This is a genomic window from Paraburkholderia sp. GV068, from assembly GCF_003058125.1.
In the GTDB taxonomy this organism is placed as follows: domain Bacteria; phylum Pseudomonadota; class Gammaproteobacteria; order Burkholderiales; family Burkholderiaceae; genus Paraburkholderia; species Paraburkholderia graminis.
The window spans coordinates 977,861-993,904 of the sequence record NZ_QBUB01000001.1 but is presented as its reverse complement, the minus strand read 5'-3'; the positions used below and the strand labels follow the sequence as shown (position 1 = coordinate 993,904).

Below are 16,044 nucleotides of genomic sequence, written 5' to 3'. Positions count from 1 at the left end.
GCGTGTCTACCCGAAAAAAACGCCGCCACGCTTAGGCGCTCTGGCGGCGGCCTCACGCAGGCTCCCCACGCGCATGACAAGCCAAACGCGAAGCCGGGCGACGGAGCACAATAGCTGACAACGGACAAGGGGCAACAGCGGCGAGGCGCGGGCTCGATCGGCAGCAACGCGCGCGGCGGGCACAAGCCTTGCGAAACCAGGCAGTCTTTGACCTCAGGCATCCATGAACACCAATCCGTTCGCGCTGCGCCCAAACCGCCGTCGACGTCTGCCCGAAGGAGGACCCGCGCACTGGTTCTCGTTCGTCGGCGCGGGTGCGCTGATTGCCGTCGGCTATATCGATCCCGGCAATTGGGCGACGGCGCTCGGCGCGGGCGCCGGCTACGGCTACCAGTTGCTCGGCATGGTGGTGCTCTCGAGCCTGATGGCGATGCTGCTGCAATGGCTGTCGTCGCGGCTCGGCGTCGTGACCGGACGCGATCTCGCGCAGGTTTGCCGCGAGCGTTCGGGGCCGCGCCGCACGATCTTCCTGTGGCTGACCAGCGAAGTGGCGATCATCGCCTGCGATGTCGCCGAAGTGGTCGGCAGCGCCGTCGCGTTGCAATTGCTGCTGGGCGTCTCGCTGACCGTGGGTGTGCTGATGTCGGCGGTATGCACGTTCGCGCTGCTGGCGCTTCAGCAGATAGGCGGCCGCAAGCTGGAAGCGGTGATCGCGTTGCTGATCGGCTTCGTCGGCTTGTGCTTCGTGATCGAACTGGCGCTCGCGCGGCCCGACTGGCATGCGGCGCTGGCGGGCACCGCGCCGAGCCCCGAGCTTCTGCGCAACGCGGGCATGCTGTGGCTCGCGGCGGGCATCGTCGGCGCGACGGTGATGCCGCACAACCTCTATCTGCACTCGTCGCTCGTCAAGCATCACGCGCCCGACAGCAGCGACGCGCAGATCAAGGCCGCGCTGCATGTCGTCAATATCGACACCATCGGCTCGCTGCTCTTTGCTTTCGTGATCAATGCCGCGCTGCTGATCGTCGCCGCCGCCGTGTTCCATGCGAGCGGCCACCGCGACGTCACCGATCTCGCGGACGCTCATCGTCTGATCGCGCCGCTGCTCGGCACGCGCTGGGCCGGCATCCTGTTTGCCGCGGCGCTGCTGGCCTGCGGACTGAGCGCGACCGTCACCGGCACGCTGGCCGGCCAGGCGGTGATGGAAGGCTTCCTGCAACTGCGTCTGCCGCGCTGGAAGCGTGCGCTGCTCACGCGCGCACTGGCAATCGGACCGGCGCTGGTGGCCGTGACGATGTTCGGCCAGGAAGGCTCGAATCAGTTGCTGGTGGCAAGCCAGGTGGTGCTGAGCCTGCAATTGCCGCTCGCGGTCGTGCCGCTGATCCGCTATGCGTCGGATGCCAGCCTGATGCGCGACTGGCGCGTGCACGGCGTGCCGCTGGTGCTGGCGTGGATGTCGGCGGGTTTCATCATCCTGCTTAACGGCGCGCTGTTGTGGCAGGTTGCGTTGGGTGAGTGAGCCGCTTCGCGAGCCGCGAGGCCATTCGCCAATCGTTGCAACGCAGTTGTAAATATTCTTTTAGTATTTCGAGTTGAACGGCGCCGCCGCTGGCCGTGGCGCCGCCTTCGCCGTAGTCCCGATGGCTGCCTGCGCTATTGCGGCGGCCATTCGCTTGTTTGTCTTGCCACCGCGTTGTGCCGTCTGCGTGCCGTATCCGCCAGGCGGCGGCGATGACGCCATGCCCCGAGCATGACTTCAGTCGACACGCGGCGCGCCGTTTTGCTCACCGCCCTTGCTCCTGGACGACAGCCCATGCCGCTTCCTGCTTTGCCTCCGGCTTTCCTCATTGCTCCATTCGATCGCCTTACCCATCGCGCCTCCAACCGACCGTTGCGCGTGCCCGGCCACCGCTTCGGCCGCGGCAGGTTCGTCTGCGTCCTCGCTGCGCTGTTGTTGTCGAGCGCCTTTTCCGGCGAGGTTGCGGCCACGGTCGCGATGCTGCAGCCGGCGCGCATCGCCGCTGCGAACGAGCCGCTGCAGATCACGTTGCTCTATTCCGCCGACGACGCCGCGCCGCTCACCGTCGCCGTGCCGCAAACACTGCGCGTCAACCTGAGCGGCGGCGAGCAGTCTCCGCAGCCGCTCGAACTCGCGCGCGAAGCGGGCGTGCCCGACACGCTGCGTCTGCGGCCGGGCCAGTTCCGCAAGGTGCGCTTTTCCGCGCCTTGGCCGGACTCGGCTCGCGGAGAAGTGCGTGTCGATCCGATCGGTTTCGATGCTTCGCCCGCGGTCGTCGTGATCAATCGCGGTCCCAACCAGAACGCCATAGCGCAGGCCGAGCGCAGCGAAAGCCAGGCCCGCACGCCGGCCCAGGCCGCGGCGACGGCTGCCGCGCTCGACGGCCCCTCGGGCGACGCGATCTCGCCGCCAGGCGACTCGCTATCGACGACCGGACGCGGCGTGCTTGCGCACGTTTCCTACTACGACCCGATGTATATCGGCGTCGGCCACAACGGCGACACCAATGCGCGGCTGCAACTGAGCTTCAAGTATCGCTTGCGCATTCCCGACGACCTGCGCTCCAAAGCCTTCACCGACAACCTCTACTTCGCCTACACGCAGACGTCGATCTGGGATCTCTCCGCCGACTCGCGTCCGTTTCGCGACACGACGTACTCGCCGCAGCTTTTCTACTACGTGCCGGACACGGGCTGGCGCAGTCCGTTCTTCACGCGCATGGGTTTTGCGGCGGGCGTCGCGCATGAATCGAACGGCAAAGGCGGAAGCGATTCGCGCAGCATCAACATGCCGTTCATCCGCCCGACGTGGGAATTCGGCGATCTGACGGCCAACCATCTGACGGTGTCGCCGAAAATTTATTACTACGTCGGCACGTCCAGTAATCCGGACATTGCGGACTATCGCGGCTATGTCGATCTGCTCGTCAAATACGGCAGCCCCGATGGCTGGCAACTGGCGACCACGCTGCGCAAAGGCACGAAGCACTGGTACGGCAGCGTCGACACGCAATTCACCTATCCGCTCGCGAAGCTGCTCGGCAGCGCGTGGGGCGGCTATCTGTGGATCGGTTATTTCAACGGCTACGGCGAGGATCTGCTCGACTACAACAACCGTCAGCACTGGATGGCGCGAATCGGTTACAGCATCGCGCGGTGAGGCCGACGCGGGCCGCGCTCGGCGGCGGCGCAGTATCGGCCTCGCGGACGGGCTCGGGCGGCTTCACGTCCCGTATCGGTTAACATAGCGGACCTCCGCTTTTCTGCTGCAAGGTTTCCGATGGCTTCCAATCTCCACGCTCTACCCGACAGCCCGTGCATCGGCGTGTGTTCGACACTTTTCGACGAAGTCTGCAAAGGCTGCGGCCGCACGGCCGGCGAGGTATCGAACTGGGTATTCATGAGCGATGAAGAAAAGCGGGCCGTGTGGACCCGCATCGAACGCGAAGGCACGGCCATGCGTTTTCAGAACGACAAGCTCTGAGCTTTTCGCTCAGAAGCGCATGCCGACGCCGAGCCCCACCACCACCGGATCGATGCTCACGCGGCCGAGCGGCTGCCCGCCGAGCGAGGCATCCGTGTGCATCCAGATCTTCTTGATGTCCGCGTTGACGAAGAGCGTCTTCGTCACCTGCACGTCGACGCCTGCCTGCAATGCCGGACCGAAGCTGTGATTGCGGATCGACACCGGCTGCCCGCCGGCGTGCAAGCCATTGTTATAGAACAACGTGTAGTTCAGACCCGCGCCGACATACGGACGCACGCGCCCCGCGTGATTGAAGTGATATTGCAGCAGCAACGTGGGCGGCAGCACGTTCACTCCGCCAAGCGGGCCGATGCTCGAAGTCAACTGATGACGCGACGTGCCGAGAATCAGTTCGACGCCGAGATAATCGCGGATCATGTAGGTCAGATCCAGTTCCGGCACGATCGCGTTGTTGACGTCGGTGTTCAGCGTGGAGAGCGTGCCTGTCGTCGATACGCTCGGCATGATGCTGATCGCGCGCAATCGAACGATCACGTCGCCGGCGTGAATGCCGCTCATCGAATCGTCGCCGGCGGCATGCGCCTGCGGAATGAGCGCGGCGGCGCAGAGCAGCCCCGATGCCAACGCAGCCGTCCTGATGGTGTTGCTGAGCGAGAGCTTCATTTTTCTTCCCCTTTTTGTTGATCTACGGGGATTGTCGAAGCTCCCGCCGCGCGTCAGTTTGACTCCCATCAACCGAGCGAGAAAGCCAGCCGCCCTGCGACAGCCGGTCGCGTCGCGCCAGTCAGCAGCAGTTCGATCAGGTCGTGCACGCTGCGAATCGCCGAGCCGAACGGCAGCGCTTCCTTGCCGCGGAAAAAGAGGCCGTTGGCCACATCGCCGCGCAAGGCCGCGGCAAGCCGCGTGTCGATGCAGAAGTGCCCGAACTTTTCGACGCCGTCGCGCCACCCGCACACGCTCAGACACTGGAGCGCCGTCGGGCACGCCTGCCTGAGCGCGCCGACCTTCTCGCGAATCCTCGCTTCATGCCGCAAATAGCGCGTGAGCCACGGCGTTTTCACGGCACGCGCGGGCAAACCCGTCACGCTGACGAATTCGACGATGTCATCCGGCGCCGCCTCGGCCAGCACGCGCTTGAAGTTCGGATGCGCGTCGCCTTCCTCGGTCACGGCGAACGGCGTGCCGAGCTGCACGCCGTTCGCGCCCGCGTTCAGCAGCGCGCGCACGGCCTCATGACTATTGATGCCGCCCGCGAGAATCAACGGCACCTGCTTGCGATCGATCCCGAGCGACGTGAACACGGTCTCGAGTTCATCGAGAATGCGCCTGAAGTCGAAGCGCTGATCGTTCATATCGGCGATGTTCGTGACGCCGAGATGGCCGCCCGCATGCGCCGGATGTTCGATCACGACGGCGTCGGGCAAGCGGCCCTTCTTCATCCACTTCTTCAGCACCAGCGCGACGCCGCGGCTGTCCGACAGAATCGGAATCAGCGCGATGTCGTGGCCTTGCGTCATCTCCGGCAAATCGAGCGGCAGGCCCGCGCCCATCACGATCGCGTCGGCGCCGTTTTCGCAGGCGGCGCGCACGTAATCGGCTTGCGCGCTGACCGCCTTCATCACGTTGACGGCGATCATGCCGCGGCCTTCGCTCAGCTTCTTCGCCGCATGAATTTCACGCGCGAGCGCGGTGAGATTCGCCTCTTCGAGCGTGGCACGGTCGGGCGACTGCCGGCAACGTTCGACGAGATCGGGATGATGATGGCGTAAATCAATACTGGCGATGGTGCCGAGCGCGCCCTCGCGCGCGACGCTGCCTGCGAGCCGGTGCGCCGAAATGCCGACGCCCATGCCGCCTTGCACGATCGGCAAGAGCGAGCGGCCGCGAATGACCAGCGGAGAAAACGAATGAGAGTTGAGCATGGCTGACCCGACGGACGATTATCAAAGCGTGGATAATCGTCGGTCGGGCGCGGCCGGGGTTGCGTCAGATCAAGCGGCGCGCGCATGCCGTTGCGGCGCGCGCGGGTTCGTTGATGCCGGTCATCCGCGTCAGACTTTGAATTGCATCGACTTGAGTTCGAGATATTCCTCGAGTCCAAAGACGCCGTTCTCGCGTCCGAAGCCCGACTGCTTGAAGCCGCCGAACGGCGCCGCCATATTCCACGCGCCGCCGTTGATGTCGATCTGCCCCGTGCGGATGCGGCGCGCGACGCGTTGCGCGCGCTCGTCGCTGCCGGCCCACACTGCGCCGCCGAGTCCGTATGGCGAATCGTTGGCAATCCGAATCGCTTCGTCTTCGTCCTTGTAAGTCAGAATGGACAGCACCGGGCCGAAGATTTCTTCTTGCGCGATCGTCGCTTTCGGATGCACGCGGCCGAACACCGTCGGCTTGACGAAAAAGCCTTTCGACACGCCGTCGGGCAGCCCCGCGCCGCCCGTCACGAGTTCGGCGCCCTCCTCGATGCCCTTCGCGATGTACTGCTGCACGCGCGCCTGTTGCGCGGCGGAGGCCAGCGGGCCAAGGCGCGTTTTCTCGTCGCGCGGATCGCCGGCCGCGTAGCTTTCGGCCGCCTGTTTCGCGAGCGCGCACGCTTCGTCGTAGCGTGCTTCGGGCACCAGCATGCGCGTGTGCGCCGAACAGGTCTGCCCCGAGTTGAGGAAGCACGCGCCGACCGTGCCTTTGACCGCGGCGGCGAAATCGGCGTCGTCGAGAATGACCGATGCCGATTTGCCGCCCAGTTCGAGCGCGACCCGCTTGATCGTCGCCGATGCCAGTTCCGACACGCGCTTGCCGGCGCGCGTCGAGCCGGTGAACGACACCATATCGACCGATGGATGGCTCGCCAGCATTTCGCCGACCACCGGCCCATAACCGCTGACGAGGTTGAACACGCCGGCGGGCAGCCCCGCTTCGTGGATCGCTTCGGCCAGCACGAACGCATTCAAAGGCGCGATCTCCGACGGTTTCAGCACCACCGTGCAACCGGCCGCGAGCGCGGCCGCGACCTTCAGCGTGATCTGATTGAGCGGATAGTTCCACGGCGTGATCGCCGCAACCACGCCGACCGGTTCGCGCACGACGAGCGAATTGCCGACGCGTTCTTCGAACTGGAAGCTGCCCGCGAGCTTCGCATAGGCGTTCCAGTTGTAGACGGGACTGCCGACCTGGATCGCGCGCGCGAGCTTCAGCGGCATGCCGACTTCGCCTGCGATCAGCGCGGCGAGTTCGTCGGTGCGCGCCTTGAGGTTCTCGGCGATCCGCTCGAGGTATCGGCCGCGCTCGGCGGCGGGCGTGGCGGCCCAGCCGTCGAAGGCCACACGCGCGGCCGCGATCGCGCTTTCCGCATCGGCGTCGACGCCCTCGGGGATGCGGCCCATGACTTCCTCGGTGCCGGAGTCGATCACGTCGATCGTGCCGGTGCCGCACGGCGCGATCCATTTGCCGTCGATGTAGAGTTTGTCGTAGATCTTCATGATGTCGGCCCTGGCTTCCGATGGTGGTTGTTCTATTTTAGCCAGCGTCGGGGGAAGGGTTCGGTGGGCGAGATGGGCGGTGAGTTGCCGGCATGCGGCGAAGTACCCGCGGATAAGGGCACTATTTTGTAGTTTGATCGCCGCCTAGCTCCCGTCTTACCTCTGCTACGATGCCGTCGACAAACATAAAAGGGACCAAATGAAAGCCGTTCTGTCCGTAGCTCTATCCGCTCTCGCGCTTACCGCTTGTGTCTACGTCCCGACCGAATACAAAGCCGGGCCGGTCCAAGGTGATCCGAAGAAAATCGTGGAACGCGTTATGTACGAGCAGCCCGGGAGCAAACGGCCGGAATACGTCGATGTTACTGATGACTATGTGGAATTCGGAGCCGGCAGTAAAGGCTCGTCTCGCGAGACGCTGACCGGGTTCAACCATTCGTCCAAGAAGGACGTAACGAGGCTCTACTATCGAACGATGGCCGACGTAAAGCTGTTAGATCGTGCTTCGTTGAAGGGTCACTGGTACATAGTCGAGCCGCGCACAGGGCAAGGACGAAAGCTTGCTGACGTGTACGTGGAGAATCAGAAAGATGCAGAGAGCTTTGTTGACGCACTGATCGCGCTGAAGGCGGCGCTGCCCCCAACGGAGTAGCGATTCCACGCGGCGGCTTCCCGGCGGATATGTCGGCCGCCATTGTCCCAACGGGACAATCCCGCAGGACAACGGCGTCACATGAATAGGCGTTCCGGGACCCTTACTGCACGCCTTGGCTCGCCAAAAAGTCCTCGTAATTCCCGCCAAAGTCGTTCAGCGTGCCGTCCGTCTTCACTTCGATAATCCGGTTCGCCAGCCCGCTCACGAACTCGCGGTCGTGCGAGACGAAAATCAGCGTGCCTTCGAACTTGTCGAGCGCGATTTGCAGCGACTCGATCGATTCCATGTCCATGTGATTGGTCGGCTCGTCCATCATCAGCACGTTGTGGCGGCCGAGCATCAGCTTGCCCCAGATCATGCGGCCCTTCTCGCCGCCCGACAGCACCTTCACCGATTTGCGAATGTCGTCGGCATTAAAGAGCAGCCGCCCGAGCGTGCCGCGCACCATCTGCTCGTCGTCGCCTTCCTTGCGATAGGCGTCGATCCAGTCCATCAGCGTGACGTCTTGCGGAAACTCTTCGTACGTGTCCTGCGGCATATAACCGACGTTCGCGTTTTCCGCCCACTTCACCGTGCCGTGATCGAGCGGCAGATTGCCGAGCAGCGAGCGCAGCAACGTGGTCTTGCCCGCGCCGTTCTCGCCGATGATCGCAATGCGCTCGCCCGGCTGCACGCTGATGCTGAAGTTATTGAAGATGGTCCGCTCGTACTTCTTCGAAATGTTTTCGGCGACCACTGCGATGTTGTGCAGCTTCTTCTCGAACTCGAAACGGATAAACGGATTCTGCCGCGACGACGGCTTGAATTCCTCGATCTTGATCTTGTCGATCATCTTGAGACGGCTGGTTGCCTGACGCGCCTTCGACTTGTTCGCCGAGAAGCGGCGCACGAAGTCCTGCAGGTCGGCGACACGCTCCTTCGCCTTCGCATTCGCGTTCTGCTGACGCTCGCGCGCCTGCGTGCTCGCGAGCATGTAGTCGTCGTAGTTGCCCGGATAGACCTTCAGCGTGCCGAAGTCCATGTCGGCCATGTGCGTGCACACCTGGTTCAGGAAGTGTCGATCGTGCGAGATGATGATCATCGTCGAGTTGTACTGGTTGAGCACGTCTTCCAGCCAACGGATCGAGTTGATGTCCAGGTTGTTGGTCGGCTCGTCGAGCAGCAGCACGTCCGGCTTCGAGAACAGCGCCTGCGCGAGCAGCACGCGCAGCTTCCAGCCCGGAGCCACGTTGCTCATCGGACCGTTGTGATCTTCAATGGCGATGCCGATGCCGAGCAGCAGTTCGCCCGCGCGCGCTTCGGCGGTGTAGCCGTCGTATTCGGCGAACTTCGCTTCGAGCTCGGCGGCGTGCATGTAGTCGTCGTCGGTCGCGTCGGGGTTCGCGTAGATCGCGTCGCGCTCGGTCATCGCGGCCCACATTTCTGCGTGGCCCATCATCACGACGTCGAGCACGCGCACGTCTTCATACGCGAACTGGTCCTGGCGCAATTTACCGAGGCGCACGTTCGGCTCCAGCATGACGTTGCCGGAACTCGGCTCCAGGTCGCCACCGAGGATTTTCATGAAGGTGGACTTGCCGCAGCCGTTAGCACCGATCAGGCCATAGCGGTTCCCTCCCCCGAATTTGACCGAGATGTTCTCGAACAGGGGCTTTGGCCCGAATTGCATGGTGATGTTGGCAGTAGACAGCACGGCGCGTCCCTTTGAATGTGATATCGGCGAAAAACCCAATATTTTAGCAGGTTACCGGGATTTCAACCGGACGGGAATTCGGCGCGCGCCGCGCCCTGCTGGCTGGGGGCGTCCGGCGTATCGGGCATGCGACGTGCGATAGAACGCGTTCACACGGCGGCCGTGCGCAACCGTCCGCGTTACCTATACTTTTTGAACGCCAACGAAGATTAAAGGAGAGATTTCATGTCAGACCACGTCTACAAGCAGATCGAACTGACCGGCTCATCGACGAAATCGATCGACGACGCGATCAGCACCGCCATCGCCAAGGCGTCGAAAACGCTGCGCAATCTGCACTGGTTTGAAGTGACGGAAACGCGGGGCCAGATCGAAAACGACCGCGTCGCTTACTGGCAGGTGACGATCAAGGTCGGGCTGCGCATCGACGATTGAGGCAGAGCACGTCGCGCATGTGGCGCGCTGACGCCCAGCCCCACAAGCACAAAACCGTAAACCGAAAGAGCTGCCATCCGCCAACAACGGATGCAGCTCTTTCTCAACAAGTAATCAACCAGGCGAGCAGCACAACCCGCCCGGCATCACCCGCTTACTTCGGCAACGACCCGTCGACACCTTCGACATACCAGTTCAGCCGCTGCAACTCCGGGTCCGTCAGCGTCTTGCCGGCCGGCACCTTGACCGTGCCCGACTGATCCTTGATCGGACCGGCGAACACATCCCACTTGCCGCTCGCCAGTTCTTCGCGCTTGCCCGCAACCTTCTTCTGCGCGTCAGCCGGAATCGCCGACGTGTTCAGGTCCTCGAGATCGACCGCCTTCTGCGGAATGCCCCACCACACCGGATCGTTCTTCCACTTGCCGTCGAGCACCTGCTGGATCGCCGAGTTGTAGTACACGCCCCAGTGCGCGACCACCGAACCCAGATGCGCGCTCGGGCCGAACTTCTTCATGTCGGAATCCCAGCCGAAAGCATGCACGTGCTTCTCGGACGCGGTCGCGAGCGTCGCGCTCGAATCCGTGTTCTGCAACAGCACGTCGGCGCCCTGGCCGATCAGCGTTTCAGCGGCCTGCTTTTCCTTGCCGGGATCGAACCAGCTATTGATCCAGATGACCTTCGTATGCACCTTCGGATTCACCGAGCGCGCGCCGAGCGTGTACGCGTTGATGTTGCGGACCACTTCGGGAATCGGCACCGACGCGACGAAGCCGAGCGTGTTGGTCTTCGTCACATAGCCCGCGGCGACGCCGGCCAGATACGCGCCCTGGTACATGCGCACGTCGTAGGTGCCGAAGTTCGGCGCCTTCTTGTAGCCGGTTGCATGCAGGAACACCGTGTCCGGGAAGTCCTTCGCGACCTTCAGTTCGAAGTCCTGATAGCCGAAGCTCGAACCGATGATGACCTTGTTCCCCTTGTTCGCCAGATCGCGGAACACACGCTCCGAGTCCGCCGATTCCGGCACGTTCTCGATACGCGTGATCTTGATCTTGTTGCCGAACTTCGCTTCCGCTTCCTTCGATCCCTGGTCGTGCGCGAAGGTCCAGCCGGCATCGCCCGGATTGCCGAGATAGACGAACGCGACGCCCGGTGCATCCGCCGCCTGCGCGGATTGCGCGAATGGCGCCGTCACGGCTGCACCGAGCGCGAGCGAGGCGGCGCCCCATGCGAAAGCCGTCAGCAGATTCCTTTTCTTCATGTTTTCTCCAGTCGTGTGATTAGTCATTGAAACGTATGGCGATGTCTGGTTATGAAAGCGGCGCGTCAGCCCGCCGAGAAAAACGGCTTGCCGAGCGACGCCGGCGCATTCAGGCGAATCGTGTTCGGGTTGCGCGAAATCAGCACCAGCACGACGACCGTCGCGACATACGGCAGCATCGCGAGGAATTGCGTCGGCACGGGCACGCCGATCGCCTGCGCGTAGAACTGCAGGCCCGTGACCGCACCGAACAGCAGCGCGCCGATTAGCAAGCGCCCCGGCCGCCACGTCGCGAACACGACGAGCGCAAGCGCGATCCAGCCGCGGCCGGACGTCAGTTGCTCCTGCCACAAGTGCAGATTGACGATCGAGTAGTAGCCGCCCGCGAGTCCCGCCATGCCGCCGCCGAACGCGACCGCGCCATAGCGCACGCCGACCACCGGAAAGCCGACCGAATGCGCGACCTGCGGCGACTCGCCGACCGAGCGCAACACGAGCCCCGCGCGCGTGCGATACAGAAACCAGCCGATCGCCGCGAACATCGCAAACGCGAGGTAATCGAGCGGCGTCAGACTGAAAAGCGCGGGCCCGAGCACCGGAATCTTCGAGAGGCCCGGAATGGTCCACGTGTCGATGGTGGCGCGCACCGCCGCCGACGTGTACGGCTTGCCGACATACGCGGAGAGGCCAATGCCGAAGATCGTCAGCGAGAGGCCCGTGGCGACCTGGTTGGCGAGCATGGTCAGCGTGAGAAACGCGAACAGCAGCGACATCGCGAGACCCGCGCCAATCGCGGCAAGCACGCCGAGCCACGGGTTGCCGGTGATCGCGGTGACCGCGTAGCCGGTGACGGCGCCCATCAGCATCATGCCTTCGACGCCGAGGTTGAGAACGCCCGACTTTTCGGCGACGAGTTCGCCCGCGCCCGCGAACATCAGCGGGATCGCGGCGGTGACGGCGCTCGACGTGAGCGCGCTGGCTTGTTGAATATCCATGAATGGCGTGAGCGAAGCGGTGAGCGGGTCAGTGGGCTTGCGCGGCAACGGAGCGCCGGCGCACACGGTAATTCACGAACAGATCGGCGCCGAGCAGGCAGAACAGCAGCAGCCCCTGGAACACGCCGGAGAGCGCCTGCGGCAATTGCATCGAGGTCTGCACCGCTTCGCCGCCGAGATACAGCAGCGCCATCAGCAGACTGGCGAGCACGATGCCGAGCGGATGCAGCCGTCCGACGAACACCACGATGATCGCGGTAAAGCCGTAACCCGGCGACCACGTCGCCTGCAACTGACCGATCGGCCCGGCGATCTCGCCCATGCCGGCAAGACCCGCAAGGCCGCCGCTGATGAGGAGCGACATCCAGATGGTTTTTTTGTCGGAAAAACCGGCGTAGCGCGCGGCCAGCGGCGCGAGACCGCCGACGTTCATCCGGTAGCCGGCGAAGCTCTTGCGCATGAAGATCCACACCAGCGGAATCGCGATCAGCGTGACGAACACGGACGCGTTCAGCCGCGTGCCGCGCAGCCATTTCCAGTGCCAGTCGCCGTAAAACGTCGGATAAAGCGCGTCGCCGCTGAACATCTCCGAGAGGGGAAAATTCATGCCCTGCGGATCGCGCCACGGGCCGCTCACCAGATAGATCAGCAACTGCGTCGCGACGTACGTGAGCATCAGGCTTACGAGAATTTCGTTGGTGTTGAAACGGCTCTTGAGCAGCGCGGGAATCGCCGCCCACAGCATGCCGCCGATCACGCCGGCCAGCATCATCAACGGCAGAATCCACCAGCCGCTCGCCTGATCGAAATAAATCGCGACGCCGCTCGCGGCAATGCCGCCGAGCAGCATCTGCCCTTCGGCGCCGATATTCCACACGTTCGCGCGATAACCGATCGCGAGGCCGAGGCCGATCAGGCACAACGGCGACGCCTTCAGCAGAAGCTCGGACCAGCCGTTCACGCTCGACAGCGGTTCGATGAAAAACGCGTGCATGGCTTGAAGCGGATCGCGGCCGACCAGCCCAAAGATCACGAAGCCGATGGCGAGCGTGAGCAACGCGGCGATCAGCGGCACGGCGATCTGCATGGTGCGCGAGGGCGTCGTGCGCGCTTCGAGTCGATACGGAAGAATCATGAGTAGCGTGTCGTGTTGTCGGGTTCTGTTATTGGACGCAAGGCGCGCATAAACGCACGGATAAACGCGTGGACAGGCGCGGTTCAGGCATGCGCCGGCTGTTCCGCCGACGGCGCCGCGCCTTCGCGGCCGCCGAAAAGCCCCGCCATCCAGCGGCCGATTTCCTCGGCGTTGGTCGCGCCTGTCGCGCGCACCGGCGAGAGTCTGCCGCCCGCGAGCACTGCGATCCGGTCGCAGATGTCGAACAGTTCCTCCAGCTCTTCGGAAATGACGAGGATCGCCACGCCGCGCGCCGACAGATCGAGCAACTGCTGACGAATGAACGCGGCCGCGCCGACGTCGACGCCCCACGTCGGCTGCGCGACCACCAGCACCTTCGGCGCCTGCAAGATCTCGCGGCCCACGATGTACTTCTGCAGATTGCCGCCCGACAGACTCTGCGCGAGCGCTTCGGAACCGCCGCAACGCACGTCGAACGCTTCGATACAGCGCTTCGCAAACGCACGCATCGCGCCCGCGTTGATCCAGCCCGAGCGCACCATCTTCTGCCGATGCCCGGTCAGCAGCGCGTTTTCAGCGAGCGTCATCGCGGGCACTGCGCCGCGGCCAAGCCGCTCTTCCGGAACGAAGCCGAAACCGAGCGCGCGCCGCGCGCCCGCGCCGAGACGGCCCGCGGGCTTGCCGCAGATCGTCACCGCATCGGCGCGCACGCCCCGCTTCTCACCCGACAACGCCGACAGCAACTCCGCCTGACCATTGCCCGACACGCCCGCAATGCCGAAGATTTCGCCCGCGTGCACGGCGAACGACACGTTATCGAGCGACGTGCCGAACGGGTCGTCGCTTGCCACCGAAAGCGCCTTCACTTCGAGCAGCACGTCGCCGGGCTTGTGCTCGCGGCGCGTGTAATCGGGCAGCGAGTGGCCCACCATCAGTTGCGCGAGCGATGCATGCGTTTCCTGTTTAGGCTTCACATGGCCCGTCACGCGACCGCCGCGCATCACCGTGGCCGTGTCGCACAGTTCCTGGATTTCGTCGAGCTTGTGGCTGATGTAGAGAATGCTGCAGCCTTCGGCCGCGAGCCGCCGCAGCGTCGCGAACAGCTTGCGCACCGCTTGCGGCGTGAGCACGGACGTCGGTTCGTCCATGATGAGCAGCCGCGGGTTCTGCAGCAGGCAGCGCACGATCTCCACGCGCTGCCGCTCGCCGACCGTCAGGCTATGCACGTGACGCTGCGGGTCGATGTCGAGGCCGTAGTCGGCGGACACTTCGCGAATGCGCTTGGACAGCGCTTTCAGATCGAACGGTTCGTCGAGTGCGAGCGCAATGTTTTCGCCGACCGTGAGCGTCTCGAACAGCGAAAAGTGCTGAAACACCATGCCGATGCCGAGCTTGCGCGCGGCCGCGGGACTCGCGATGTCGAGCGCCTCGCCTTCCCAGTGAATCTCGCCTGCGTCGGGCCGCACGGCGCCGTAGATGATCTTCATCAGCGTGCTCTTGCCCGCGCCGTTTTCGCCGAGCACCGCATGGATCTCGCCCGGCGCGACGATCAGCGTGACGTCGTCGTTGGCTCGCACGGCCGGATACTGTTTGGTGATGCCCTTGAGCATCAACCGGGGCGCCGCCTGTTCCGGCCTGGGTTCCGATCCGGCTGCCGGCTGCGCGGCCGCGCCGTCGCTATAAGAAGAGTCGCTCATGTGATTCCGTAGTGCGTCAGTGACTGCGGTCGCCGTGCGTTCGCCCACCTTCCCGGCGGCCGATCCGTCACCACAACCGGATGACAATACCTAATTCGCCCCGCTCAGTCGAGCCGACAAAATTCGCTGAAACCCGCGCCACAGCAAGCTCTGCGGGTATGCCTCCCTTGACGCCGTTTTTCGTTCATATTAAAACGCATATACCCCTGCACCCCATCGATCAGCCAGAACATATATTTCGGAGAAGTCATGAGTCAGCAACGCGAGGCGATCGATACCTATCTTTTACGCGTCTTGCACACCCTGTTGATGGAACGCAGCGTCACGCGCGCGGCCGTCAAACTGAATCAATCGCAACCGGCCATTAGCGCCGCGCTGCGCCGCCTGCGCGACATCACCGGCGACCCGCTGCTGGTGCGCGGCAAATCCGGCATGGTGCCCACCGAGTACGGCCTGCGCCTGCTCGAACCGGTGCAGAACGCACTGCGCGAAATCGAGCGCATCAAGTTCCAGCAACACAACTTCGATCCGGCGACGTCGATCCGCTGCTACCGGATCGGCTGCCCGGACTACCTCAACGTGCTGTTCGTGCCGACGGTGGTCGAACGCTTTCGCCAGGCCGCGCCGAACGCGACGCTCGAATTTCATTCGCTCGGCCCCGCGTTCGACTACGAACTCGCGCTCGAAGACGGCAAGCTCGACATCGTCGTCGGCAACTGGCCGGAGCCGCCCGAGCAGCTGCATCTGTCGAACCTGTTCGTCGACCAGATCGTCTGCCTGATGAGCAACACGCATCCGTTCGCGAAGCGCGGCGGGCTCACGCTCGATCAGTATCTGAACGCGCCGCATCTCGCGCCAACGCCGTATTCGGTCGGCCAGCGCGGCGCCATCGACGTGCATCTCGCGCGCGAGCGTTTGAAGCGCCATGTGGTCGTCACGCTGCCGTACTTCAATCTCGCGCCGTACGTGCTGATCAAATCGGATCTGATCTTCACGACGACGCGTCTCTTCGCCGATTACTACGCCAAGTTTTTGCCGCTGACCGTGGTGCCCGCACCGCTCGATTTTCCGCCGATGCAGTACTACCAGCTCTGGCATGAGCGCGTTCACTACTCCGACGAAGTGCGCTGGCTGCGCAGCCTCGTCGCGGAAGCGACCAGGACGTTGATCGACAAGCCTTGAAGCTTTTGTG

At 63.8% G+C, this 16,044-nt stretch carries 14 protein-coding genes; 6 read left to right on the top strand and 8 right to left on the bottom strand.

Annotated elements, in window-relative coordinates; all coding sequences use genetic code 11:
- Positions 1-223: 223 nt before the first annotated feature.
- The 3 genes from C8K18_RS04480 to C8K18_RS04465 all read left to right on the top strand — a co-directional run bounded on the left by C8K18_RS04480 (position 224) and on the right by C8K18_RS04465 (position 3,502).
- Complete coding sequence (locus C8K18_RS04480; protein WP_107706756.1) at positions 224-1,519, top strand: Nramp family divalent metal transporter; 1,296 nt, start codon at positions 224-226, stop codon at positions 1,517-1,519.
- Positions 1,520-1,813: 294 nt separating this feature from the next.
- Positions 1,814-3,178, top strand: a complete 1,365-nt coding sequence (locus C8K18_RS04470) for a phospholipase A (RefSeq protein ID WP_107706755.1) — start codon at positions 1,814-1,816, stop codon at positions 3,176-3,178.
- 120 nt (positions 3,179-3,298) lie between these two features.
- Positions 3,299-3,502 carry a DUF1289 domain-containing protein gene (locus tag C8K18_RS04465; RefSeq protein ID WP_006051757.1) on the top strand — a complete coding sequence of 68 codons (204 nt, stop codon included), beginning with the start codon at positions 3,299-3,301 and terminating at the stop codon, positions 3,500-3,502.
- A 9-nt stretch (positions 3,503-3,511) separates the two neighbouring features.
- On the opposite strand, the gene C8K18_RS04460 is transcribed toward C8K18_RS04465, so the two are convergent.
- From C8K18_RS04460 to C8K18_RS04450, 3 genes are all read right to left on the bottom strand, one after another.
- The gene (locus C8K18_RS04460; RefSeq protein ID WP_006051758.1) at positions 3,512-4,168 is read right to left on the bottom strand and encodes an OmpW family protein; all 657 of its coding nucleotides are present in this window, start codon (positions 4,166-4,168) and stop codon (positions 3,512-3,514) included.
- Between the two features lie 68 nt (positions 4,169-4,236).
- On the bottom strand, positions 4,237-5,427 hold the full coding sequence (locus tag C8K18_RS04455) for a nitronate monooxygenase family protein (RefSeq protein WP_107706754.1): 1,191 nt from the start codon (positions 5,425-5,427) through the stop codon (positions 4,237-4,239).
- A gap of 129 nt (positions 5,428-5,556) precedes the next feature.
- Positions 5,557-6,981 (bottom strand): aldehyde dehydrogenase family protein, encoded by a 1,425-nt coding sequence (locus C8K18_RS04450; protein WP_107706753.1) that lies wholly within the window; start codon positions 6,979-6,981, stop codon positions 5,557-5,559.
- Positions 6,982-7,180: 199 nt separating this feature from the next.
- Between C8K18_RS04450 and C8K18_RS04445 the strand changes: the two genes are divergently transcribed.
- Positions 7,181-7,633, top strand: coding sequence for a hypothetical protein (locus C8K18_RS04445; protein WP_006051761.1), 453 nt, complete (start codon positions 7,181-7,183; stop codon positions 7,631-7,633).
- A 103-nt stretch (positions 7,634-7,736) separates the two neighbouring features.
- Here the strand turns inward: C8K18_RS04445 and C8K18_RS04440 are convergent, their stop codons facing one another.
- Positions 7,737-9,329 carry an ABC-F family ATPase gene (locus C8K18_RS04440; RefSeq protein WP_006051762.1) on the bottom strand — a complete coding sequence of 531 codons (1,593 nt, stop codon included), beginning with the start codon at positions 9,327-9,329 and terminating at the stop codon, positions 7,737-7,739.
- Between the two features lie 225 nt (positions 9,330-9,554).
- Between C8K18_RS04440 and C8K18_RS04435 the strand changes: the two genes are divergently transcribed.
- A complete protein-coding gene (locus C8K18_RS04435; RefSeq protein ID WP_006051763.1) occupies positions 9,555-9,764 on the top strand; it encodes a dodecin in 210 nt (69 codons plus the stop codon).
- A 154-nt stretch (positions 9,765-9,918) separates the two neighbouring features.
- Here C8K18_RS04435 and C8K18_RS04430 read toward each other — a convergent pair whose 3' ends face one another.
- The 4 genes from C8K18_RS04430 to C8K18_RS04415 all read right to left on the bottom strand — a co-directional run bounded on the left by C8K18_RS04430 (position 9,919) and on the right by C8K18_RS04415 (position 14,852).
- On the bottom strand, positions 9,919-11,025 hold the full coding sequence (locus C8K18_RS04430; RefSeq protein ID WP_107706752.1) for a BMP family ABC transporter substrate-binding protein: 1,107 nt from the start codon (positions 11,023-11,025) through the stop codon (positions 9,919-9,921).
- Between the two features lie 65 nt (positions 11,026-11,090).
- Positions 11,091-12,020 (bottom strand): ABC transporter permease, encoded by a 930-nt coding sequence (locus tag C8K18_RS04425; RefSeq protein ID WP_029968638.1) that lies wholly within the window; start codon positions 12,018-12,020, stop codon positions 11,091-11,093.
- Between the two features lie 28 nt (positions 12,021-12,048).
- Positions 12,049-13,155, bottom strand: coding sequence for an ABC transporter permease (locus C8K18_RS04420; RefSeq protein WP_006051766.1), 1,107 nt, complete (start codon positions 13,153-13,155; stop codon positions 12,049-12,051).
- An 83-nt stretch (positions 13,156-13,238) separates the two neighbouring features.
- The gene (locus C8K18_RS04415; RefSeq protein WP_107706751.1) at positions 13,239-14,852 is read right to left on the bottom strand and encodes an ABC transporter ATP-binding protein; all 1,614 of its coding nucleotides are present in this window, start codon (positions 14,850-14,852) and stop codon (positions 13,239-13,241) included.
- Positions 14,853-15,101: 249 nt separating this feature from the next.
- Here C8K18_RS04415 and C8K18_RS04410 point away from each other — a divergent pair, with 249 nt between their 5' ends.
- Entirely contained in the window at positions 15,102-16,034 is a 933-nt protein-coding gene (locus C8K18_RS04410) for a LysR substrate-binding domain-containing protein (protein ID WP_006051768.1), read from the top strand.
- Positions 16,035-16,044: the final 10 nt, after the last annotated feature.

Coding starts and splice junctions, on each gene's coding strand:
- C8K18_RS04435 (WP_006051763.1), top strand. CDS start 9,555: ATGTCAGACCACGTCTACAAGCAGATCGAACTGACCGGCTCATCGACG.
- C8K18_RS04465 (WP_006051757.1), top strand. CDS start 3,299: ATGGCTTCCAATCTCCACGCTCTACCCGACAGCCCGTGCATCGGCGTG.
- C8K18_RS04430 (WP_107706752.1), bottom strand. CDS start 11,025: ATGAAGAAAAGGAATCTGCTGACGGCTTTCGCATGGGGCGCCGCCTCG.
- C8K18_RS04455 (WP_107706754.1), bottom strand. CDS start 5,427: ATGCTCAACTCTCATTCGTTTTCTCCGCTGGTCATTCGCGGCCGCTCG.
- C8K18_RS04425 (WP_029968638.1), bottom strand. CDS start 12,020: ATGGATATTCAACAAGCCAGCGCGCTCACGTCGAGCGCCGTCACCGCC.
- C8K18_RS04415 (WP_107706751.1), bottom strand. CDS start 14,852: ATGAGCGACTCTTCTTATAGCGACGGCGCGGCCGCGCAGCCGGCAGCC.
- C8K18_RS04460 (WP_006051758.1), bottom strand. CDS start 4,168: ATGAAGCTCTCGCTCAGCAACACCATCAGGACGGCTGCGTTGGCATCG.
- C8K18_RS04445 (WP_006051761.1), top strand. CDS start 7,181: ATGAAAGCCGTTCTGTCCGTAGCTCTATCCGCTCTCGCGCTTACCGCT.
- C8K18_RS04450 (WP_107706753.1), bottom strand. CDS start 6,981: ATGAAGATCTACGACAAACTCTACATCGACGGCAAATGGATCGCGCCG.
- C8K18_RS04470 (WP_107706755.1), top strand. CDS start 1,814: ATGCCGCTTCCTGCTTTGCCTCCGGCTTTCCTCATTGCTCCATTCGAT.
- C8K18_RS04480 (WP_107706756.1), top strand. CDS start 224: ATGAACACCAATCCGTTCGCGCTGCGCCCAAACCGCCGTCGACGTCTG.
- C8K18_RS04420 (WP_006051766.1), bottom strand. CDS start 13,155: ATGATTCTTCCGTATCGACTCGAAGCGCGCACGACGCCCTCGCGCACC.
- C8K18_RS04410 (WP_006051768.1), top strand. CDS start 15,102: ATGAGTCAGCAACGCGAGGCGATCGATACCTATCTTTTACGCGTCTTG.